Here is a 21,883-nt window from a genome sequence, read left to right as displayed (position 1 = left end):
AGCGAGGGAACGCGATGAAGTACAGTGAATTCAGACGCTGACTCATTCAGCAAGGCGCTATTCTGGTTAAGCACCGCAGTGGAAGCAGCCATTTCAAAGTCTTCTTAGGCGACAGGCAGTCTGTCTTTCCAGATCATGGCGCGAAAGAAATGCCGGAAGGGACGCGCAAGAAAATTCTAAAAGATCTGGGCCTGTAAGCCTGATCAGTGAGGTCACCCTATGTTTAACTATGCCGTCAGATTAACGCATGACCTGAAAACCGATAGCTGGGAGGTATCATGTCGCGATTTACCATTATTGCATTCAGTTGGCGACACCATTGAGGAAGCGCTGGCCGAGGCAGCAGATGGACTGGTAGCCGCTATCTCTCTGGAAATGGATGCCCGTCGTCCCATCCCGTTAGCGAGTGATGCGCAGCAGGGGGAGTACATCGTCTCTGTGCCTGTCCTGGTAGCAATGAAAGCGGCACTGTATAACGCTATGATTGAAACCGGTACCCGCAAGGCGGATTTGGCACGCCAGCTGGGCGTAAATGGTCCACAGGTTGACCGACTGCTTGACGTAGAGCACTCGTCAAAAGTTGAAAAAGTTGAACTGGCGCTGGCGCAGCTGGGCCGTAAAGCCCGGGTTGAGATTCTCATCTGATGAGCCGCTTTCACGCAAAAGGGCGGTCAGGCGTGTCACAGACAAAAAAGGGGCGATCCTGCGATCGCCCCTTTCAGACATCACGGTTTACGCCGTCGCTGACTCCGCCTGTTCTGCGCGACTCGTCACCAGCTTGCGCAGCGCGACATAGAACACCGGCGTCAGGAACAGGCCGAACAGCGTCACACCGAGCATGCCGGAGAAGACCGTAATACCGGTCACGCCCCGCACTTCGGCTCCCGCGCCTTCACCCAGAATCAGCGGCACGGTGCCGGCGATAAAGGCGATGGAGGTCATCACGATGGGGCGCAGACGCAGGCGACACGCTTCCAGCGCCGCGTCCACAATCCCTTTGCCCTGAATCTCCAGCTCCCGCGCAAACTCGACGATCAGAATCGCGTTCTTACACGCCAGCCCCATCAGCACCACCAGTCCGACCTGCACGAAGACGTTGTTATCCCCGCCGGTCAGCCAGACGCCAGACAGGGCAGAGAGCAGCGTCATCGGCACAATCAGGATCACCGCCAGCGGCAGCGTCCAGCTCTCATAAAGCGCGGCCAGCACCAGGAAGGCCAGCAGCACCGCCATCGGGAAGACGATCAGCGCGGTGTTGCCCTGGGTTGACTGTTGATAACTCAGGTCGGTCCACTCGATATTCATGCCGTTGGGCAGGAGCTGACCGGACATCGCTTCCAGCTGGCTCATCGCCTGTGCGGAGGAGAGGATGCGCGGGTCGGCATCACCGATCAGATCCGCCGCCGGATAGCCGTTGTAGCGAATCACCGGATCGGGACCATAGGTGGTGGTAATGTTGACCATACTGCCAATCGGCACCATTTCACCGCGATCGTTGCGGGTGCGCAGATTCGCAATATCCTCGACGCTGTCGCGGAACTCCCCATCCGCCTGCGCCATCACCCGCCAGGTGCGTCCAAACCGGTTGAAATCGTTTACGTAAGAGGAGCCGAGATAGGTCTGAAGCGTACTGAACAGGGCGGTCAGCGACACACCCTGCGCTTTCGCTTTATCCCGATCGACCTGAACATCCAGCTGTGGCACGTTGGCCTGATAGGAGGAGATAGGGAAGTGCATCCCCGGCGTCTGCATGATGCTGCCCGACAGCGTATTGATCGCCGTCTGCAATGCGCCATAGCCCAGACCGGCCCGATCCTGCACATAGAGCGAATAACCCGATCCCTGACCCAGTCCAAGGATAGGCGGTGGCATAATGGAGAAGCCAAAGCCCTGCTGGATCTTCGCGATCTTCGCATTGATCTCCGCGTTAATCTCGTCCGCCGTATGCTTACGCTCATTAAAGGGCTTCAGACCGAAGAAGACCGTGCCGCTGTTTGGCGTATTGGTGAACTGCAGGGCATTCAGGCCGGGGAAGGCGACCGCATAGGCGACACCATCAGTCTGCATACCGATTTCGCTCATCTTACGAATCACCTCATCGGTCCGCGCCAGCGAGGAGCCTTCCGGCATCTTCACGCCACCAATCAGATAGAGCTTATCCTGTGTCGGAATAAATCCGCCCGGCACGGTGTGGAACATAAACCCGGCCCCGGCCAGCAGCAGCAGATAGACAGCGAACACCGCACCACGACGACGCAGCGTGCGGCCAACCAGCGATTCATACCCATGCGCACTGCGCTGGAAGAAGCGGTTAAACGGACGGAAAAGCCAGCCGAACAGCGCATCGATAATCCGCGTCAGGCGATCTTTCGGCGCGTCATGGCCTTTCAGCAGCATCGCCGCGAGGGCAGGCGAGAGCGTCAGCGAGTTAATCGCTGAAATCACGGTTGAGATCGCGATGGTAGTGGCGAACTGCTTATAGAACTGTCCGGTCACGCCCGACAGAAATGCCATCGGCACGAACACCGCGCAGAGCACCAGCGCAATGGCGATGATGGGCCCTGAGACTTCGCGCATCGCCTGATGCGCAGCGGCACGCGGTGACAGCCCCATCTCAATGTTACGCTCGACGTTTTCCACCACCACAATCGCGTCATCCACCACGATCCCGATGGCCAGCACCAGCCCGAACAGGCTCAGGGTATTGAGCGAGAAACCGAGCAGATAGAGCACGCTGAAGGTGCCGACCACCGACACCGGCACCGCCAGCAGCGGAATAATCGAGGCCCGCCAGGTCTGCAGGAACAGGATCACCACCAGTACCACCAGAATCACCGCTTCCAGCAGCGTCTGCACTACGGCTTTGATCGAGTCACGTACAAACACCGTCGGATCATAAGGTGCCGCCCATTTCACATCGTTGGGGAAGCGGGTCGCCAGCTCATCCATTTTGGCGCGAACCGCATTGGAGAGATCGATGGCGTTGGCGCCGGGTGCCTGGAAGATACCGATACCGACCGCATCCTTGTTGTTGAGCTGAGAGCGCAGGGCGTAACTGCCCGAACCCATTTCAATGCGTGCCACATCGCGCAGCCGCACCAGCGAGCCGTCATCAGAGGTTTTCAGGATGATATCGCCGAACTGCTGCTCGTTCTCCAGTCGCCCCTGAGTGTTGATCGACAGCAGAAAATCACTCTGTTTCTTAAGCGGTTCCGCACCTAACTGACCGGCCGAAACCTGCACGTTCTGCTCCTGCATCGCGGTGATCACGTCCGAGGCGGTCAGGCCGCGCGCCGCCACTTTGTTGGGATCGAGCCAGACGCGCATCGCATATTCACCCGCGCCGAAAATCTGGATCTGACCAACGCCGGGCAGGCGCGCCAGCTCATCTTTCACCTTGAGCGTGGCGTAGTTACGCAGGTAGAGCGAATCGTAGGTATTGTCTGGCGAGAAGAGATGAACGACCAGCGTCAGGGTCGGTGACATCTTCTGGGTAGTAATTCCCAGACGACGTACATCTTCCGGCAGACGCGCTTCCGCCTGCGCGACGCGGTTCTGCACCTGCACCTGCGCCTGATCGGGATCGGTGCCCGGGCGGAAGGTCACCGTGGTAACCAGCACACCATCTGAACCGGCGACGGACTTCATATACATCATGTTTTCGACGCCGTTGATCGCCTCTTCCAGTGGCGTCGCCACCGAATCTGCGATCACTTTCGGGTTCGCACCGGGATATTCGGCACGCACCTGTACGCTGGGCGGGACAACGTCGGGATACTCACTGATCGGCAGCAGCGGGATAGCGATCATCCCGGTGACGAAGATCAGAATCGACAGCACCGCGGCAAAAATGGGCCGATCGATAAAAAAGCGGGAAAAGTCCATAGCGGCCTCGGATTAGTGAGCGGCTGTCGCGCGCATGGCGACCTGCTGAGCGGTAACGGGCATGCCCGGCATGAAGACTTTCTGCAGACCGGCGACGATCACCCGGTCTCCGGCTTGCAGACCCGATTTCACGATACGCAGGCCATCCACCATTGCGCCGGGCTGGATATCACGCCGCTGCGCCTTGCCTTCGCCATCCACCACATAAACATATTTGCGATCCTGATCGGTCAGTACTGCCTTGTCATCGATCAGCATCGCCTGGAACTGCGCGCTGCCGGGCAGCCGCACGCGGGCAAACAGGCCCGGGGTAAACTGACGCTGCTGGTTGTCGAGCAGGGCACGCATCCGGATAGTGCCGGTGCTGGCGGTCAGCTGGTTATCCAGGAAATCGACCTTACCCTGATGCGGAAAGCCCTGATCGCCGGCCAGCGCAATCTCAACCGGCAGGGCGTGGCGCTGCTGGCCCTGACGCGCCATCGTCTGATAGTGCAGGAAGGTGTTCTCATCGACATCAAAATAGACATACATCTGCTGCTGTGACACCAGCGTGGTCAGGACACTGGCGCTGTCGCCCGCGGTCACCAGGTTACCGGCGGTAATCATCGCGCGGCTGGCGCGTCCATCGATAGGGGCGGTGACGCGGGTAAAGTCCAGGTTCAGCTGGGCCATATCGACCGCCGCCTCTGCCGCCAGCACCTCCGCCTGCGCCTGACTGGCCGCAGCGCGCCGCTGTTCCCAGGCTTCGCGGGAGATAGCCTGGGTGTCGATCAGCTTCTCGCTGCGGCCCGATTCGCTGCGGGCCAGACTCGCCTGACTGCGTGCCCGGGCCAGTTCCGCTCTGGCCTGCTCCAGCGCCGCACGGTAACTCCGGTCGTCGATGGTAAACAGCACCTGACCTTTGCGAACCTCATCGCCTTCGCGATAGTTCACGGAATCAATGTAGCCGGAAATGCGCGGACGCAGCTGTACGCTCTGCACCGCCTCTACACGGCCATTGAAGTTGTCCCACTGGCTGACCGGCTTAACCAGCACCGGCGCGGCGCTCACCTCCGGTGGGGCGGGTGGAGCGTTTTGCGCAACGCCTTTGTCGCAGCCGCTGAGCTGCGCGATAAGCAGTATCATCCCAAAGAGGGTCAAGCCCTGACGAACCCGGTTCGTAATCATTATTGTCTTTCCGCGATAAAGAGTAACAGGTGACCTGCTGGTCAATATTTGCAACTTTTAAGATTGCAATTAATCGCGGTGAGTGTAGGCTGGCGTCACTGGCAACTGCAAGAATAACAGATACACTTTATGTGCGGTTTGGGGCGGGTCGATGAAAGCCTGATCGACAGACGTTAAAGCCCCACAAAAAGTGCGGCATTTAATGTACTAATAAAACTTGCATTAAATGGCATAGTCAGCCACCCTTAAGTGTAACTGCAACTGATACTAATACTTTTCGCCGCGGCGACAGGAGAGACTGGAATGATGAGTGACGCCTTTATTCACGATTTAATCGACTGGATTGATAACAATATCGAAGCACGTCTGGATCTGGATACCGTTTCAGAGCGCGCGGGTTACTCCAAGTGGCACCTGCAGCGCATGTTCAAAGAGCACACGGGCTATCCGCTGGGTGAGTATATCCGCGTGAAGAAGCTGAAAAAATCAGCCGATCGCCTGACCAGCACCGATGAACCGATCCTGAACGTGGCGATCTCACTGGGCTTCGACTCCCAGCAATCCTTTAATCGCAGCTTCAAACGTCAGTATGGTGTCGCACCGGGTGCATGGCGTCGACACAGCGGCGATTCGCACGCCGCATAATCTCGCCAGGGCCAGCATGTCTGGCCCGCGCTTTTCTCTGCGCGCAAAACTGGTATCATCTGCATCCTGTCGTCACGGATGCCATTATGTCAAAAAAACTCTGGATTGGACTTTTCCTTGTCCTCGCGGTCTGTTTCTACGGCCTCAAACCCTGGCTGAATCGTCTTTCAGCACCCGCTCAGCCCGATATCGCCATCCTGACCGATGCCCGCACCGTTGCGCGCTGGGTCCTGCAACATCAGCATTTACCGGACTACTACCTGACGAAAAGCGACGCGCGCAAGCGTGGCTGGAACCCGGAGAAGGGCAATCTGTGTGATGTGTTGCCCGGCAAAGCCATCGGCGGCGATCGTTTTGCCAACCGTGAAAAACGGCTGCCCACACGAGCCGGTCGTCAGTGGTATGAGGCGGATGTGAACTACCGCTGTGGTCATCGCGATGCTGACAGGCTGGTCTACTCTTCAGACGGCCTGGTCTTTCTGTCGACCGACCACTACCGCAGTTTCAGACAGGTACCCTGAGCATGCCTGACCTGACTTTTGACCTGCGTCAACTCACCACGCGCGCCGCCTTTTATCAGCAGTTTGCTGAGCAGAGCGGCTGCCCGGAGAGTTTTGGTTATAATCTGGATGCGCTATGGGACTGGCTGACCGGCGGGATGGCGCTGCCTGCCACGGTGCGGTTGCAGCACGTTGCCGCACAGCAGGCCGATTTAGCCCCGGTGCTGGCGCTGCTGGAAGAGGCGGCGCAGTCGCTGGCGGGCGAACTGCGCCTGATTATGGATTAAGCGCGCAGCGGCTTAAGCAGGGAAATCAGTGCGTCACGCGCCGACGGCGGCAGATCGCCGCCGCCGGTGTAACCGTTGTTTTCAATAATCACCTGATTCAGTCCGACCAGCCAGTCATAGATATAGTAGGCGGTGTGGTTGGCCGGCGCGGCAGAAAGCCGGGTGAGGCGCTGACCGGCACCGAAACTGACGCTGGGCGCGGGCGGGCGTGAGAAGATCACCTGACCGCGGTTAACCCGGCTGGCGGGCCGTTCGGTTTCAGGCCGCTGTAAAAAGCCGAGCCAGGCGACGAAATCACCCAGCACCGTCATCGCCCGCGTCACCTGACGGTCGGCACGGGATTCATGGCTGACGCTCTGCGTATCGGGCTCATGCAGCGCCTGCTGCAGCTTTTGCGCGATATCGGTGCGGAACCCCGCCGTAATCAGCTCCTCGACCAGCCACTCCATCGTCGCTTTATCCACGTTCAGCAATGCCAGCAGACTGCGATTCTCCGGCAGCTGACGCAGATGATCCAGCCACAGCAGCATCACCTGACGCGGAAACTGCTGCGCGCCCTGCAGACTCTGACGCGGCTGAACCGGCGCTTCAGCCGGACTTTCGCTGAACAGGTCAAATTCAAAGCCAATCCCGAACTGATTCTCCGGCGCCTGCAGGCTGGCCGGTTTGCTGCCAGGCAGGGCGGACTGATTCAGCCACAGCTGACGCAGTGCCTCGCGGGGCGGCTGCAGGCGTTCCAGCAGCTCACCGTGCAGGCCGGTACGATGCTGCAAACATTTCAGCAGCGTGTCAGCGATGTTCTGTTTGCGGGCCGCCTGCTCCGGCGTGGCTTCCGCTTCGGTCCACGGCAGTAAGCGGCGCTCGACCACGGTATGCTGAATCTGCGCCAGCTGCGCCAGCAGCATGTCGCGACGGGCCTCCGGCTGCATCTCATCCTGTAACCAGCTCGCCATACGGTCAACGCCCGCGCGATCCAGGGCCAGCATCGACCCCCAGTGCTGACCGGGCTGGCCCATCTGACGCTGCACGGCTTCATCCACGTTCACCTGCTGATGACGGGCATCGAAAGGCGTAATCGCCCAGATGAGGCGCGGTTTCCCGGCGGACTCCTGTGCGGGCTGCTGACGCTGCCATTCACGCAGCGATTCGCTCACCAGGCTGGCATCCTGGCGATGGCTGGCGGCGGTGCAGACAATCAGCAGATCGATCGCCTGCCGGGTGGCGTAGAAGCCGGGCAACAGTGCGCGTTTCTGCTCCAGCAACTGCGCCCGCAATGGCTCCTGCTGACGCAGGCGCTGCCGGTCATCCTGCACGGTCGCGTCAGCGGGCTGACCTGGCGCGGGCAGCTCCAGCATGTCGGCATCGTCATAGAGTGCAGTGCGCGGTGTAGAGCAGAGCGGTACCAGCACTTCCAGCGTCAGCAGGGCCAGCAAGCCCAGCGGCACATGCTGCGCCTTGCCAATACGGTTGCCATTCAGCGGACAGACTTCCACCCGTTGCTGCTGATCCTGCTCGCTGGCGGGAACGATCAGCTGTTCAGCTGGTAGCAGTGACGCATCGGTGAGCAGGCTGAGAGGCGCGAGCAGACGGCTGCTGTTACGCAACTGATGACGCAGATGCAGCAGGCTGCGCAGCATCTCATTAAGAGCCGGTTGCGACGGCCACAGCAGCGAAAAGAGCTGCACGCGATCGTCCACGCTTAGCCAGGGGGCCAATTCAACTGCCTGCGGCCAGAAGTGACGGTCGAGACGGGCATCGTAGTGCGGACGGCGACGGCACCAGGACCAGAGCGTGACCAGCGCATCGCCCTCCAGACCCGCCAGCGGCGTCGCCAGGCGATGACGCTGCAGGCGCTGCAGTGCGCTGTCGATCTGCGCGGTGTCGGGCGCGCTCTCACCGGCAGAGGCGACCATCAGCCGCACAATCTCCGCCTCGCTCAGCAGCGCGAGTTCAACCGGCCACTCGCCAGAGAGCGGCTCACGCTGATGACTGAAACGGGTTGCCGTCGCAAAATCGAGGTTGCCGGGATTGATATGCTGGAACCAGCTCAGCAGCTTGTCACCCATGCGGGTCATCAGCTGGCCCTGGGCGTCAGCCACCATCTCATTCAGCAGCCAGGCTTTTCCGGCCTGCGACTGACCAAACAGCGCCAGCGTCACCGGACGCGCCACCTGCTGCGCCAGCGCCTGAGTCTGCACGCGCGCCTGACGCAGTTGCAGCGTCAGGGTTTCCGCTTCCAGCGCCAGACGCGGCGACTGTTCACGGCTCTCTTCAATCCAGGTCAGGCTCTGATTCAGGGCATCCTGCAGCAGGTTCAGGCGTTTTGCCAGCGTCTGCGGCTGGCGGGGTTTCAGGGCTTTCATCGTTTACATACGCTCCCGCTGTCAATCCAGTATTGCGCATTGGCATTGCCGGTGGCCGACAGGGTGTTCAGCTTCAGACTTAACTGCTCCAGCGGCACGCGGGTACCGTCATCCAGACGCGCATCGCTCAGCACCAGATTTTCCGGGCCGGTGGCACCCGGGCCGGCTTTTACCGCCAGGCGGATACGCAGCACGCTTTCCCCGGCCACTTTACGCGCCAGCGTGGCGTCGTTGAGCGTCAGGCTGTAGAGCGGCGAGGCGGGCCAGCGGTCGTTATCGAGCTGGCGGAAGCCCAGACAGACGTTGCCGCGAATACGGAAACTGCTCTTTTTGTCCAGCGCATAAGCGGGGTCGTCGAGGTCAATTTCGCTGTAACAGAGATTCTCATCGGTCAGCGCCTGATTCTCATCAAGCATACCCAGGTAGCGAATCGTCGAGTAGGGCTCAAAGTCGCCCGCGCGGAACCAGAAGCTGCTGAGACGCAGATCCAGCGCCAGCAGGCAGAGCATCGCACCTACCGCCGCAGTAGATTTCGGGTTATCGATGCGGCCATGCTTGTTAAACGGATACCAGTCGCTGGTGTGATAGCCCTCCAGCGACAGAATGCGGCTGCCCGGCAGCGGCTGCAGATGGCGCACCAGCGCCTGAATGCCCGGGAAACGTGACGGCCGACCGGTCAGCAGCAGCACGTCGCACTGATAAAGTGACACCACTTCACACATCGAGCGCAGCGCCGGAATGATCGCCATGCGGTGCTGCATAAACTCGCCGTGCAGCTGCGACAGGCTGACCACCAGCGGCACCTGCAGCAGGTCGAAGCGGCTTTGTCCGCCCAGCTCGCGCTGAATCTCACCGTTCACAAACGCCAGCACCGCTTCGCCCGGCGCCTGTTCCACCAGCTCGCCAAACAGCGCATTGATCTCGGCGTGGCTCTCAAGCGGATCCCAGTTTTCGTAGCGCTCCAGCACGGCCTGCGCCAGCGGAATAAAGAGCTGTAACGTTACCTGCTGACGTAGCGTAGCCTGACCATCCATACGGCTGTCGTGGCCAAAGAGTTTGTTCATCAGCGGATCGGTCAGGGCCAGGCCCGCTTTCTGCAGGTGCTGTTGCAGCGCAGGAAGGATCCACAGCTGAATCACATCCAGCAGGATATCATCGCCCGCCACCTTGAATCCCTCGCGGAACAGCAGACGCGGTGTAATTTTGACGTTGTTACCCTGACCATCATCCAGGCGATACTGGGTGATCGCCAGATCGGTGGTGCCCCCGCCGATATCGATCGAGGCGATGCGCAGGCTCTTACCGGGCAGCTCATCGGCCTCGCGCGGACGATCCGGGCGCGCCATGCTGCTGAAAAAGTCTTCGGCGCGACCGGCAAAATTAACCTGTGTCTCGTTAAACAGCCAGACCATCTGCCCGCAGGTCGCCTCATCCCACTCCATCTGCACATCCGGCAGCGGTTTCGGGCTCTGACGCGGCAGTGCCGGGGCCAGCTCATCCGCTTCGTTCAGCCAGCCCTCGGCTTTCCAGACCAGCGCCAGCGCCTCCTGCATTCTGCGGCGGAAGATTTCACGCTCCGGTTTTGGCATCGCCGAGGGTAGCGTCAGGATGACATGGCGCAGCTGACGCGGCGCGTGGCTCTGTGGCATCCGCTGACGCTGAGCGGCACTGTTCATCTGCATCAGCGCCTGCGCCAGCAGCTCGCACAGCATAAAGGTCATCAGCGAGCTGCGGCTGTAGTGGGGTGAAAAGACCGGCAGGCGGTCGTCCGGCGACAGCGTCGAAAGCGGCTGGCCTTCGTCGTTCAGCAGGGTGGTAAACGGCGCGGCATAGGCCAGCGGCTCACTCTGCTCGCCCGGCGTATTAAAGCGCCAGCCTGGCTGATAGCGCGCTTCATCCCAGAGATAGCGGCGCGGGCTGGAGAGGCCGGTGCTGCCTTCCAGTCCTGCGCGCTGCAGTGCCAGACGGCTCGCTTCACGGCCGACGCGGGTCAGAGACGGCCACATAAAGGCCTGCTCGCGGCCGCTCTCCAGCGAGAAGTTCGCCTTGCCAAAGCGCGCTTCGGCAAATTCCAGGCGACTGTCGAACAGCTCGTTGTAAACCTGATGCGGCTGGGAGAGATCGCGCAGCTGCAGTTCATAGGTCTGCTTCAGACCGTTGCTCTCTTCCGGATGATCTTCCACCAGGATGCCGCAGGTGTGGGAGTTGCCGACGTCGAGAATGATGTCGACGCTGACGGCCGGGGTCTGCAGCGTGGCGGCCTGAATATGGATCTCGCTGAGATCGAGCTTTTCGCCCAGCAGCTCCAGCAGATTGAGATAGTGCGCCTGATATTCAAACTCGCGAAGCGCCTGATTGATCGCCTGTTCACGGCGGTCGGCAACGCGATCGATAAAGGTTTCCCGCAGCCAGCCGTCAACCCAGGTGAGATCGAGAAAGTCACCCAGTTCGTAGTTGTGCCAGGCGAGCGCAAAGGTGACGCCATTCTGCGCATCGGCAGGCGTCAGGCCGAGCTGTTCGCCGCCATCCTGTTCCGCGACACAGCGGGTGTCGAATGCCACGCTGACGCGATGAGTATTGCCCGCCGCATCGGGCGCTGGCAGGGCGACCAGACGCATCCGCGCCCAGTTCTCCGGGCCGCCGATGAAACGGCGGCCACTGGCGCAGCGCAGCATGGGCAGCGGCAGCCAGCAGGCGGACAGGAGCGAGAGGGAGTCGGCCAGCGCGATATCGGACTCCGGACGCACCACTTCTGCGGCACCGCCATCTTCCGGGTAGAGCAGGAACTTACCGCTGTTGCCGTCAACGTTCAGGCGCAGCAGCGGGCCGTTGGCGGTCTGGCGCACAAACTGGCGGCGCGCCGGGGTGGCAGAGAGCTGCAGGCCGAAATCCAGAAACTGCACACCGCTGTTTTCAATCAGCGTAATTTTTTGTTTGTCATCGATCAGGGGAGCCAGCATCGTTATTTACTCTCACGCTTAATCGTCATCGGGAAGATCCGGTCTTCCGCATACTGCGCTTCACACACTGCGGCACCGATACTCGCGTGGCAGACCAGCAGCGGCATACGGTAGCGGGAACCATTCTGGCACTTCGCCGTATAACGGCTCTCGATTACCAGGTTACCGGCGCTGGTCATGGCCGCGCTGACATCCGCTTTGCAGCTGGTATTGCCCTGAGCAACCTGCACGCTGCCTTTGCCCTTTTTGAACTCGAAACGCATTACCGGCGGTTTACCGGTGGGCGTCGGCATCTGGTCGATGGTGACGCGCCAGCGGCCATCGATAACCTGCACCTGACCATCGCGCACCGCATCCGGCGTTACGATCAGGTCATCAGGCCGCGCCGGTACCGCAGGCGTCACCACACTGGCAAGGGTAGCAGATGAGTCGGCCGGTGCGGCTTCAGGCGCTGCGACGCTGGCCGGTTTCTGCGGCAGCGTCTCAGGAAGTTTCTCCGCGGCGGCCATCACGGCAGGGGGCGCAACGGCGGGCGCCGACGCGACCTGTGCTGGCGCAGCGGCCGGTGTCGGGGCAGCCGCAGCAGGCGTCGTCGCAGGTTCTGCACTGACTTTCGCGCTCTCAACCGGCGTCTCGGTCACGGGACGGTGCAGCAGCACCGCCACTGCGACGGCGGCCGCAATCGCCACCGGCGGCAGCAGATACCAGATACGGAAGCGGCGGCGGGCCGGTTCCTGTGTCTTCTGCACCGGTTCAGGCGCCATCACCGCTGGCTGCGGTTCAGTCACCTCTTCAGGTTCCGGTTCTGCCATCAGCACGGGTTCGGCGACCACGGGCGCGACAGGCAGCTCGGGCAGCGGCTCAACCAGCGCAACCGGCAGATTCTCCTCCAGGGTGTCGCGCAGACAGGCCAGCGCATCATCGCGGCTGCGCGCCTGGGCATCGACAAAGCCCCAGAACGTGATGACCGGTTTGCCATCCACCAGATAGACATATTGCTGATCGGGAAACTGCAGGGTTTTGCTCAGCAGCGCACCAAAGAGCCGCATGGCGGGGTTCTCTGCCGCGCGCGCGCGCGTGCTGAGATCCTGCATATCCTGCTGGCAGGCGGTGAGCTGCTGCAGGGCCGCGCGACGTTCATGATCGCTCGCGCCCAGCCAGGATTTTACCCGGCCACTGAAAGGGGCATACCAGTCGAGGCGGTCGCCCCGTTCATTGGCCTGCGGGATCGCCAGGCAATCTGCCAGTGCGCTCTGACGGCGCAGGCGCAGCGTTTCACGAATTTGCAGTGCTGAGGCGTAGACCGGCTGGCCGTTTTCACCTAGCGCCAGAACAGCATCTAATTTACCGCTGCGCAGAAAAGTTTTTGCCACCTGTTGGGCCCTTATCGGTCGTTGTCTGAGGCAGAAAATCGCGTGTTATCGACGATTAAATTGATTTTACGCCGGGCAATGACAAATCAAACGGCAGAAAAGGGGCTAAATCCACTGTTTTTTTCGCTGGCTGGCGTAAAAATAACCGAAATTTCAGAACAATGCGATCCTCAGCCCGTTTTGCGTACCAGCAGCAGGTGAGCGATAACGCCCCCGGTCAGCCCCCAGAAAGCGGGTCCGATGCCCAGCAGTGATACGCCCGAGGCGGTGATTAGAAAGGTAATCAGCGCGCTGTCACGTTCGGCTGGCTGCTCCAGTGCCCGCTGCAGGCTGCCGCCCAGGGTGGCCAGCAGCGCCAGACCGGCGAGCGCCTCGATCAGTACCGCAGGCAGGGCACTGAACAGCACGGCGATTAGCGCGCCAGACGCGCCCGCCAGCAGATAAAATACCCCGGCCAGCGCCGCCGCACGCCAGCGTTTCTGCGGGTCGGGATCGACCTCATCGCTCATGCAGATGGCGGCGGTGATCGCGGCAACGCAGACCGAAAAACCGCCAAACGGTGACAGCAGCAGCGCCGTCAGACCGGTGCGGGTCATCAGGGCAGAGACGGGCGGACGATAGCCGTGCGCCTGCAGGGTTGCGATGCCGGGGGCATTCTGCGACGCCATCGTGACCAGAAAATAGGGCAGGCCCGTGCCCAGCAGCAGGGTCAGGGTAAAGTGCGGCATGATCGGCTCCGGCAGCGCCAGGCTGACCGCCTGCGGTGGAAAGTGGATGGCGTGTTGTGCCAGAGCGACCCCAATGCCCGCCAGCAGCGTCACCAGAATAGCGTATCGGGCCAGCCAGCGGCGCGCGAGCAGCCAGGCCAGGCACATGCTGCCGCATAAAGCGAAGTTGCTCTGCAAATCGGCGAAGGTCTGCAGACCGAAGCGCAGCAGAATACCCGCCAGCATCGCCGCCGCCAGCGAGGCGGGGATGTGCTTCATCAGGCGAGCGAAGAGGCCGGTTACGCCGCAAAGCACGATCAGCAGGTTGGCAAAAACAAAAACCCCTACCGCCTCATTCAGCGTGACGCCGTGAAAACTGGTCGCCAGCAGCGCCGCGCCGGGCGTGGACCAGGCGGCGAGCAACGGCATCCGGTAGCGCAGCGACAGGCTCAGAGAGACGATCCCCTGCGCAAGACCCAGTACCGACAGCCAGCCGCCGATCTGCGCGGGCGTAGCGCCTGCCGCCTGAAACATCTGATAGATGATCGCGCCACTGCTGCTGTAGCCAACCAGCACCGCAACAAAGCCGGAGATCAACATCGGCAGGGTGAAAGGGGGGTGTTCCGCTCTTGTCATGCAGCCATTTCCGCCTGGGTTGTGCGTTATAGCGTACATGGTGGCATGGTGCGCTATAACGCACAAGTGTTACACTCTAAACCTGTTATTTTCAGGCTGTATGCAAACAACCGGGAGAAAAAATGGCGGATATTCAGCAACACCTGAGCGCGGCGCTCAGGCAGTTGCGTCAGGCCAACGGCTGGAGTCTGACGCTGACGGCGGAGCGAACCGGCGTCAGTAAAGCGATGCTGGGGCAGATTGAGCGCGGTGAATCGAGCCCGACCATCGCCACGCTGTGGAAGATCGCCACCGGTTTCAACGTTCCCTTTTCGTTTTTCATCGATGCCCGGGTGATCGCCTCCGGGACTGCGCCGGGATTCAGTCAGCCTGACGCCGGGATGGCCGTCCGGCCCCTGCTGTCCTACGATCCGCAACTGCGGTTTGAGCTGCTGGCGGTGGAGCTGGCCGCGGGAGCACAGAGCCACTCGTCGCCCCATGAAGCGGGCTGCGTGGAGCAGGTGGTGGTTATCAAGGGCGAACTGCTGCTGGCGGTCGGAGAGGTCTGGCGGCGTCTGCTCGCGGGTGAGGCATTCCGCTTTGAGGCCGATATGCCGCACAGCTACCGCAACCCGCTCAGCACGCCGCTGCGCTTTCACAGCCTGATCCACTACCCGCAACGGCCTGACGTTACAAATTGATACGGGCGCAAACTACACAGTCTACCTTCGTATCTCTATACTTTTGCCGGTTCACAGAGAGGGACAATGAGCGATCTGACTGATTCTGCCGCCACACTACGGATGCTGGTGGGTAAGCTGGCACGACGGCTGCGCGAGTCGGCACCGCCAGGCGAGCTGACCTGGTCCCAGGTGGCGGTGCTGGGCCATCTGGTGCGCGACGGAGCGATGACGGTGACGCAACTGGCTGCGGCTGAGGGCGTACGGACCCAGTCGATGGGCGCGACCGTAGCCGGTTTGCTGGCGTCAGGCCTGGTGACAGGCGAGCCCGATCCCCATGATGGTCGCAAAACGCGTTATCTTCCGACGCCCCCGAGTCTGGCTGTCATCACGTCGAGCCGGGCGATGCGCGAGGACTGGCTGGTGCGGACGCTGGCGGCCCGGCTGAGCCCGGCAGAACAGCAGCAACTGACCGATGTTCTCCCTCTGCTGCAACGACTTGCTGACGATTAACCCTGAGGATCTAACATGGCTGTAACCACACTTGATGCAAAAACTGCGCTGATTGTTATCGACCTGCAACATGGCATCGTGGCGCTGCCGCTGGTGCATGCGCCAGAGCCGGTGATTGATCGTTGTGTCGCACTGGCAGATGCTTTCCGTGCGCACCAGCTGCCTGTGGTACTGGTGAATGTGGCTGGCGCTGCACCGGGCCGCAATGAGCAGGGACGCCACAGCGGCGAATTGCCTGCCGACTGGGCCACGCTGGTGCCGGCGATGACGCCTCAACAGGATGACCTGACCGTCACCAAGAAAACCTGGGGTGCGTTTCACGGCACGGCCCTGCATGAGGAGCTGCAGGCGCGCGGCGTCACGCAGGTGGTGATTTGCGGAATCGCGACCTGCATCGGCGTCGAGTCCACAGCCCGTCAGGCGTATGAGCTAGGTTACAACGTCACGTTAGCCACCGATGCGATGACCGATCTCAATGCCGATACCCATAACAACAGCATCACTCTGATCTTCCCGCGCCTGGGCGAAACCGGCAGCAGTGAGGAGATCATGGCGTTAATGGGTAACACCCGCTGACAGAAAGTTCGCCTGCCTTGTCCTGCCACAACCAGCAGGGCAAGGTGTAAGGCGGATTTTGCCAGATCAGAAACTAAACCGGTAACCTGCATTTATCCGGTGCTGGTTGAAGCGTTCTCCCCGTGTCAAATCCGCTTCCAGATAAAGATGATGCGTATTGCGGATACGCGCACTGATGCCCAGGCCGTTATTCCATCCATTTCCACTGTAATCTGCATTTTCAGCGGCACCGTTAAGGGTGTAGTGCATTCTGGCTGAAAACTCGCGCTCCAGACCTGTTTTGATATAGGCATCATAATGGATACCTTCATGCGTCTGGCTGAATCCCGCAAGCGTGCTGATTCGCCCGTAAGCAGAATGATAGTGATCGAATTTGATGGCAAGGCCATTACTGGCCCGGGCTTGTGCACTTTTCTGGTGGGCTAACGTGATTTGTGCCTGAGGCTCCAGGTATAGCCCCTGTTCGTCGGGCGAAAAGCTGAAACGCTGTCCCACTTCTGTTGAAACGGTGATACCGGTGGATTTTGCCTGGCCGGACACCGGATTCTGCTGACTGTCCTTCACTTCGAACTGGTTGCTGATGCGGTTAATTTTCAGCACCTGATCTATATAAAAACCCGTTTCAGTCACCCAGGTCAGATAGCCACCGCCATATTCTGATCTGACAGTGCCCCTGCCGCCGCGATAGTCTGGCGAAGCGTGATTGACGCCCATAAACAGACCACCATATAGCTGTTTGCTCTCAGAGAGATTTTTGTCAGCACCAAACTGAAAACCGCTGTATTGCATTCTGAAACCATCGAGTTTCCCGGCAGAAGAGGCGTTCACTTTGCCGTCAATACCCCGCAGCCAGACGTTGCCGTGACTGCGGTTGTTGCGGATTTCACCCAGCCGCTGGAGGAGAGGCTGAGTTTCGGCGAGGTTCATCAGATAACTGACATGCAGGAAATTTCCGCCGGCATCAGCGGTGGTGGTGAGACGTTGAGCTTTTCGGCCCGAAGCGGGCGCTGTCGCCGGTCCGGCTTTTTGCTGCGCCGCAGGCGCGGGTACAGGTACAGGCTCAGCTTCCTGCTGAGTGATGGCTTCAGGGGCCTGTTTTTCTACAGGTGCAGGCTCAGACTCCTGCTGTGCTGTCGCTTTGGGTGCCTGTGATTCCACAGGTGCAGGCTCAGACTCCTGCTGTGCTGTCGCTTTGGGTGCCTGTGTTTCCGCAGGTGCGGGGGCAGGTTCCTGCTGTGGCGTCGCTTCGGGTGCCTCTGTTTCCGCGGGTGCAGGTGCAGGTGCAGGCTCAGGTTCCTGCTGTGAAGGGGAAATCATCGCCGGTTCTGGCACAGAGCCTGAAGCAGCGAGTTTCCAGTCAGTCCCGGCTTTGCGTAACGAATAAAGATATCCGCCAAGTTCAATATCAGCGTTGGCCGTGAAGCTTGCCTTGCCATCGGGTGTTTCAATGACTGTAATCTGCTCATTGCCCGTTGCTGACAGCGATCCCTGATTGACAAAAGAGACAGTATGGTTGCCTGCACTGCTATGCGTCACCACCAGCTTATCGCTTTTGTCATTCACGCCGTCGCCAGCCAGACCGACACGCATTAAAAAATCGCCGGTTCCCGTTAAGTCCGCGACGGTCAACGTGGTAAAACCACCGCGGGATGCCTCACGGTTGAAATCAATTCTGCTGTTTGTCAGGTTTAATGCATCAAGATTAGAGGTGTGACTTACATTCCATGTGCTGCTATTTAATGTGGCATTCAGATAACCATTATCGATATTATCACTGGATGCAGAACCCTCCCATTCGGAGCCCGGCTGCAGCGTTAAATCAATTTTACCACCGTTGGCGTATACAGAACCTTTTATATTCAGCCTGCCCTCTGCGTGTATATTCCCTGGCAGGTATTTTTCATTATATTGCGTAGCAATAGCCAGCTGTTCCGGTGAGGGTAGAGTAATGGCTACATCGCCCGTCAGATTGATTTTTCCACCGGCCATGGCGATAACTGCGGCATTTTTTGTGGCATCGTTATTAATTGTGATATTTTTTCCCGTCAGCTGGCCGGAAAGTAAAGCCAGTAGCGCAACGTCACCACTGGTAATATCTGTCTCTTCAATATTGACTTTCGACCCCGCTATCTGTGCAGAGGCTGCATAGGAAGTCGCTGCATTAATTGTGTTGCGTTTGTCGGCGGAGCCTTTGAAATTAATCGTGGTCGCCATGCCACTGGCAACGATACCCGCACCTTGTGAGGTTGTTACATGGCTGTCAGGACCAATATTGGCGACGCCGTTTAAACGGACCTCAAGACCGTTAGCCGCTTTGCCGGAGGTCGCGATGGTCAGATTCTCCGCCGTGAGATCACCAAAGTTCCAGATGCCCAATGAACCTTCGCCGGTCGTGGCAATACGGCTGCCTTTGCCTAAATTTACCCGGGTATGTTCCTGCATCTCCAGACCATTTGAAAAAGGGCCTGCTGTGGTAATGCTAAGCTGATCCGCATTCAGAAAAGTCTGCGTTGATGAGGGTTTACCATTGAGTGAATCAATTAAAATACCGGGACTTACCTCGCCGTTTGTCGAAATGGTCGTGCCACTGCCGAGTTCAGCGCTGCTGCCATGATTAGCAACAGCGAGACCGGTACCATATTTGCCAGAGGTGGTGATTGAGAGAGCATTGGCTTTCAGCGATGATCCATACGCCACTCTTACCCCACTGGCGAATAAGTTTTCGGTTCCGGTCACGTTAACCGTGGTTCCCGTACCCAGGTTAGCAGCCACCCTGTCAGCGTTAATGTTTATGCCTGACGCTCGCTGGCCCGTGACGTTAAGGGTAAGCGCCTCCGCCATCAGCTGGCTTTCCTGACCCATGATTTCCACGCCGCGAGCATAGGAATCAGGATCGCTGACGAAAATAAACGCGTGACGACCCAGATTGATCACGCCTGTCTGGTCAAGGGTATTAAACACACCATAAATGCCTGTCTGATAAGTTTTATCGCCGGTCAGAATATCGCCGTCATCCAGCGTGATATTGGCTCCTGACTGGCTACCGATGTTTTTGCCTGCCACCCCGCCGCTCAGGATGCATCCGGTGAACAACGCCAGTGGTGTAATGTGGCGCCTGCTTATTTTATTCATAAAACACTCCCTGTGTCGCATCTGTGCCTGTTCTGACTGTGATAAACGCAGACCAGTCGTATGACTGGCTGCATATACTGGCGAATAATTTATCAGGAAAGTGAGAGGGCTATTCTGGTTAAACCCGATGAGGGCTGATTTTTTTATTCTCAAAAGAGAACGTGTTTTGAAGTGATATAAAAAGGTATGGGCGTATTATGGTGGTTTTATTTAGTGATTTAATTAATTTCGGAGAGTTTTTTAAGCGGGTAAGAAGATATAAAAATAAAAGGGCGCTATTGCGCCCTTTTCTGGAGCAACAAATTAGTTAAAGGCGTAACTTAACGTGGCACCCACACTGTAGTTGCGGCCCGGCGCCGATTCAAAATAGCGTCCGTTGCTCTCATTCACGATCACCGATCCCACATAGTGGCGGTCAAACAGGTTATCGACCCGGCCAAACAGGTCCAGCGTCCAGTTCTCAATCTGCCATTTGTAACCACTGTTCAGCGCGGCGACAGTATAAGAAGGGCTGTTTACCCGGTTCTGATCTTCCGCGGCGATCTGACTCAGATAGCGTACCTCGCTGCCCGCGTAGAAACCCGTTTCCGGCAGATAACCCAGCCCGGCATAAACCATATTGCGGGCGATGCCCGGGATCCGGTTGCCGTCACAACTCTCGCTGCCACAGGCGTTGCTGCGATAGCGCGCATCCAGCAGGGTATAGGCCATCTTCAGCCGCCAGTCCCATGCAAACTGCTGATCCAGGCTTAACTCGAGGCCGCGACGACGGGTCTGGCCGGCATTCTTATAGGTGGTCCGCCCACCGCGGCTGGCCTCTGCCACAATCTCATCGCGGGTATCGGTCTGGAACAGTGCGGCACTGACCAGACCGTTGCCGATGCGTTTTTTGCTGCCAATCTCCAGCGTGTCGCTGGTGGCGGGTTTCAGACCCAGATTGAGGCCCGTGGCGTTGTCTGATCGATAAGAAAGCTCGTTAATGGTCGGGGTTTCAAACCCGCGCCCGGCGGAGATCCATGCATTCCAGCTGGGATCAAACGCGTACTTCAGCGCCGCAGCAGGCAGCCACTTGTGATAGCGCGCTTCACCGCTGTCATCGCCGTTACCGGGCCGGATATAGAAGTCATCAGAGTCAAAATTCACGGTGCTGAAGCGTACACCGGCATCCAGCGACAGTTTATCCGTCAGCTGCCAGCCGGTCTGGAGATAGGGGTCCAGCGTCCACATCAGGTTGCGTTCGTTGCGGCGCAGGTTGCCCTGTTCGCCCAGCTGCGTTACCCCATTGCTGACGGTAAAGTTTTCATAGCCCTTGCGGCGTTCGCTCATGGTTTCGTAATCGAGTCCGGCGGTCACCGCTACCGGAACCGACAGCAGCGTATCGCGATGGGTCCAGCGGCTGTCGACCCCCTGATAGTGGCGGGTCAGGGCGATCACGCCACCGGGATGCGCAGCGTTGCGCTGAACGGCCGCGGGAATCGACTGAAACTGCGTGGTTTCGCGCATGCCCGCATAGAGCATCACGCTGAGGTCGTCGTTCTCGCTCATCTGACGCTGATAACGCAGGCCGCCCTGGGTCTGATCCACCGTTTTGCGGGTGTTGTAGAGCGAAACGTTACTGACCACCTGACGCGGGTTGTCACGCCACTGCGCCTCGGTTAATCCGCCCGGATCCTGCGCGTCGATGTGAACGCTGTTAAACAGCAGAGTCAGGGTGCTGACATCATCAATGCGCACGCCGAGCCGGGCGTTGCCGAGGTTCTTCTGCGCCGCACTATGATCCCGGTAGCCGTGCGTGGTAAAGCGCGAGGCCGACACCGTATAGTTCACGTCTCCGGCGTGAGTGCCATCGCCGGTTGCGCCGCTGGCTTTGACGCTGTTGCGCCAGCTGCCATAGCTGCCGTACCAGCTGCTGTATTCAAGAGTGGGGGGCTGCTGACCCTGCTGAGTCGTCACGTTGATGACGCCGCCAGAGGCGTTGCCATAGAGCGCCGAAAAGGGGCCGCGCAAAACGTCGACGTGATCGATCGAGCCGATGTCGATGTTGGAGGTCTGCGCCTGGCCATCCGGCATCGTGGCCGGGATGCCATCCACGTAGATGCGTAAACCGCGCACACCGTAGGTTGAACGCGAGCCAAAGCCGCGCATCGACAGCTGCAGATCCTGGGCGTAGTTCTGCCGGTTCTGGATCTGCAGACCCGGCACGCTACTGAGGTTTTCCGACAGGTTGACGCGCGGTGCGGCCTGACGCATATCTTCACCGCTGACCACGCTCAGCGCCGCCGGGGTATCGAGTTCATTAAGCCCGTTTTCTGGCGGGGCAGCCGTAACGACCAGGGTATTATTATCATCCGCCGCCTGCAGCGACAGCGGTAAGAGCGCAGGCAGCATCAGCAGTGTTGCCCGTCGCAGAGAGAGTATTTTCATTATCAATGGCCTGAAAAAAAGAGCAGTAATGAACCAACAGGAATAATGGCCGGGTA

General features: G+C 59.4%; 16 protein-coding genes. 8 read left to right on the top strand and 8 right to left on the bottom strand.

Annotation, left to right across the window (positions count from 1 at the left end; translation table 11 throughout):
* The first annotated feature begins 44 nt into the window (after positions 1-44).
* Together RT657_RS01240 and RT657_RS01235 are read left to right on the top strand one after the other, a co-directional pair.
* Positions 45-197: a type II toxin-antitoxin system HicA family toxin gene (locus RT657_RS01240; RefSeq protein ID WP_313652681.1), complete on the top strand. Its 153-nt coding sequence runs from the start codon at positions 45-47 to the stop codon at positions 195-197.
* 22 nt (positions 198-219) lie between these two features.
* Positions 220-645, top strand: coding sequence for a type II toxin-antitoxin system HicB family antitoxin (locus RT657_RS01235; RefSeq protein ID WP_313651782.1), 426 nt, complete (start codon positions 220-222; stop codon positions 643-645).
* An 87-nt stretch (positions 646-732) separates the two neighbouring features.
* On the opposite strand, the gene oqxB is transcribed toward RT657_RS01235, so the two are convergent.
* Entirely contained in the window at positions 733-3,885 is a 3,153-nt protein-coding gene (gene oqxB / locus RT657_RS01230) for a multidrug efflux RND transporter permease subunit OqxB (protein WP_313651780.1), read from the bottom strand.
* A gap of 12 nt (positions 3,886-3,897) precedes the next feature.
* The gene (locus RT657_RS01225; RefSeq protein WP_313651778.1) at positions 3,898-5,052 is read right to left on the bottom strand and encodes an efflux RND transporter periplasmic adaptor subunit; all 1,155 of its coding nucleotides are present in this window, start codon (positions 5,050-5,052) and stop codon (positions 3,898-3,900) included.
* Between the two features lie 303 nt (positions 5,053-5,355).
* On the opposite strand from RT657_RS01225, the gene RT657_RS01220 reads away from it, so the two are divergent.
* The 3 genes from RT657_RS01220 (at position 5,356) to RT657_RS01210 (ending at position 6,484) form a co-directional block, all read left to right on the top strand.
* Positions 5,356-5,697, top strand: a complete 342-nt coding sequence (locus RT657_RS01220; protein WP_009090299.1) for a helix-turn-helix domain-containing protein — start codon at positions 5,356-5,358, stop codon at positions 5,695-5,697.
* 86 nt (positions 5,698-5,783) lie between these two features.
* On the top strand, positions 5,784-6,218 hold the full coding sequence (locus tag RT657_RS01215; protein WP_313651776.1) for a ribonuclease domain-containing protein: 435 nt from the start codon (positions 5,784-5,786) through the stop codon (positions 6,216-6,218).
* 2 nt (positions 6,219-6,220) lie between these two features.
* Positions 6,221-6,484, top strand: coding sequence for a barstar family protein (locus tag RT657_RS01210; protein ID WP_313651773.1), 264 nt, complete (start codon positions 6,221-6,223; stop codon positions 6,482-6,484).
* On the opposite strand, the gene RT657_RS01205 is transcribed toward RT657_RS01210, so the two are convergent.
* The 4 genes from RT657_RS01205 to RT657_RS01190 all read right to left on the bottom strand — a co-directional run bounded on the left by RT657_RS01205 (position 6,481) and on the right by RT657_RS01190 (position 14,523).
* Positions 6,481-8,847, bottom strand: coding sequence for a virulence factor SrfC family protein (locus RT657_RS01205; protein WP_313651770.1), 2,367 nt, complete (start codon positions 8,845-8,847; stop codon positions 6,481-6,483). The genes RT657_RS01210 and RT657_RS01205 overlap by 4 nt on opposite strands.
* Positions 8,844-11,807, bottom strand: coding sequence for a virulence factor SrfB (locus RT657_RS01200; RefSeq protein WP_313651767.1), 2,964 nt, complete (start codon positions 11,805-11,807; stop codon positions 8,844-8,846). Before RT657_RS01200 ends, RT657_RS01205 begins: the two co-directional genes overlap by 4 nt.
* A 2-nt stretch (positions 11,808-11,809) precedes the next feature.
* On the bottom strand, positions 11,810-13,180 hold the full coding sequence (locus RT657_RS01195) for an SrfA family protein (protein WP_313651765.1): 1,371 nt from the start codon (positions 13,178-13,180) through the stop codon (positions 11,810-11,812).
* A gap of 170 nt (positions 13,181-13,350) precedes the next feature.
* Positions 13,351-14,523 carry a benzoate/H(+) symporter BenE family transporter gene (locus tag RT657_RS01190; protein ID WP_313651763.1) on the bottom strand — a complete coding sequence of 391 codons (1,173 nt, stop codon included), beginning with the start codon at positions 14,521-14,523 and terminating at the stop codon, positions 13,351-13,353.
* 122 nt (positions 14,524-14,645) lie between these two features.
* Here RT657_RS01190 and RT657_RS01185 point away from each other — a divergent pair, with 122 nt between their 5' ends.
* From RT657_RS01185 to RT657_RS01175, 3 genes are all read left to right on the top strand, one after another.
* Entirely contained in the window at positions 14,646-15,203 is a 558-nt protein-coding gene (locus RT657_RS01185) for a helix-turn-helix domain-containing protein (RefSeq protein ID WP_313651762.1), read from the top strand.
* A gap of 66 nt (positions 15,204-15,269) precedes the next feature.
* Entirely contained in the window at positions 15,270-15,695 is a 426-nt protein-coding gene (locus RT657_RS01180) for a MarR family winged helix-turn-helix transcriptional regulator (RefSeq protein WP_313651760.1), read from the top strand.
* 15 nt (positions 15,696-15,710) lie between these two features.
* On the top strand, positions 15,711-16,271 hold the full coding sequence (locus tag RT657_RS01175; RefSeq protein ID WP_313651758.1) for an isochorismatase family protein: 561 nt from the start codon (positions 15,711-15,713) through the stop codon (positions 16,269-16,271).
* A gap of 66 nt (positions 16,272-16,337) precedes the next feature.
* Here RT657_RS01175 and RT657_RS01170 read toward each other — a convergent pair whose 3' ends face one another.
* Complete coding sequence (locus tag RT657_RS01170; protein ID WP_313651756.1) at positions 16,338-19,403, bottom strand: autotransporter outer membrane beta-barrel domain-containing protein; 3,066 nt, start codon at positions 19,401-19,403, stop codon at positions 16,338-16,340.
* 303 nt (positions 19,404-19,706) lie between these two features.
* Entirely contained in the window at positions 19,707-21,827 is a 2,121-nt protein-coding gene (pqqU, locus tag RT657_RS01165; protein ID WP_313651754.1) for a TonB-dependent receptor PqqU, read from the bottom strand.
* Positions 21,828-21,883 lie beyond the last annotated feature (56 nt).

This window comes from Pantoea sp., assembly GCF_032114055.1.
In the GTDB taxonomy this organism is placed as follows: Bacteria; Pseudomonadota; Gammaproteobacteria; order Enterobacterales; family Enterobacteriaceae; genus Pantoea.
This window is presented reverse-complemented; position numbering and strand designations above follow the sequence as displayed.

Coding starts and splice junctions, on each gene's coding strand:
- RT657_RS01210 (WP_313651773.1), top strand. CDS start 6,221: ATGCCTGACCTGACTTTTGACCTGCGTCAACTCACCACGCGCGCCGCC.
- RT657_RS01205 (WP_313651770.1), bottom strand. CDS start 8,847: ATGAAAGCCCTGAAACCCCGCCAGCCGCAGACGCTGGCAAAACGCCTG.
- RT657_RS01235 (WP_313651782.1), top strand. CDS start 220: ATGTTTAACTATGCCGTCAGATTAACGCATGACCTGAAAACCGATAGC.
- pqqU (WP_313651754.1), bottom strand. CDS start 21,827: ATGAAAATACTCTCTCTGCGACGGGCAACACTGCTGATGCTGCCTGCG.
- RT657_RS01215 (WP_313651776.1), top strand. CDS start 5,784: ATGTCAAAAAAACTCTGGATTGGACTTTTCCTTGTCCTCGCGGTCTGT.
- oqxB (WP_313651780.1), bottom strand. CDS start 3,885: ATGGACTTTTCCCGCTTTTTTATCGATCGGCCCATTTTTGCCGCGGTG.
- RT657_RS01190 (WP_313651763.1), bottom strand. CDS start 14,523: ATGACAAGAGCGGAACACCCCCCTTTCACCCTGCCGATGTTGATCTCC.
- RT657_RS01170 (WP_313651756.1), bottom strand. CDS start 19,403: ATGAATAAAATAAGCAGGCGCCACATTACACCACTGGCGTTGTTCACC.
- RT657_RS01225 (WP_313651778.1), bottom strand. CDS start 5,052: ATGATTACGAACCGGGTTCGTCAGGGCTTGACCCTCTTTGGGATGATA.
- RT657_RS01180 (WP_313651760.1), top strand. CDS start 15,270: ATGAGCGATCTGACTGATTCTGCCGCCACACTACGGATGCTGGTGGGT.
- RT657_RS01175 (WP_313651758.1), top strand. CDS start 15,711: ATGGCTGTAACCACACTTGATGCAAAAACTGCGCTGATTGTTATCGAC.
- RT657_RS01220 (WP_009090299.1), top strand. CDS start 5,356: ATGATGAGTGACGCCTTTATTCACGATTTAATCGACTGGATTGATAAC.
- RT657_RS01185 (WP_313651762.1), top strand. CDS start 14,646: ATGGCGGATATTCAGCAACACCTGAGCGCGGCGCTCAGGCAGTTGCGT.
- RT657_RS01200 (WP_313651767.1), bottom strand. CDS start 11,807: ATGCTGGCTCCCCTGATCGATGACAAACAAAAAATTACGCTGATTGAA.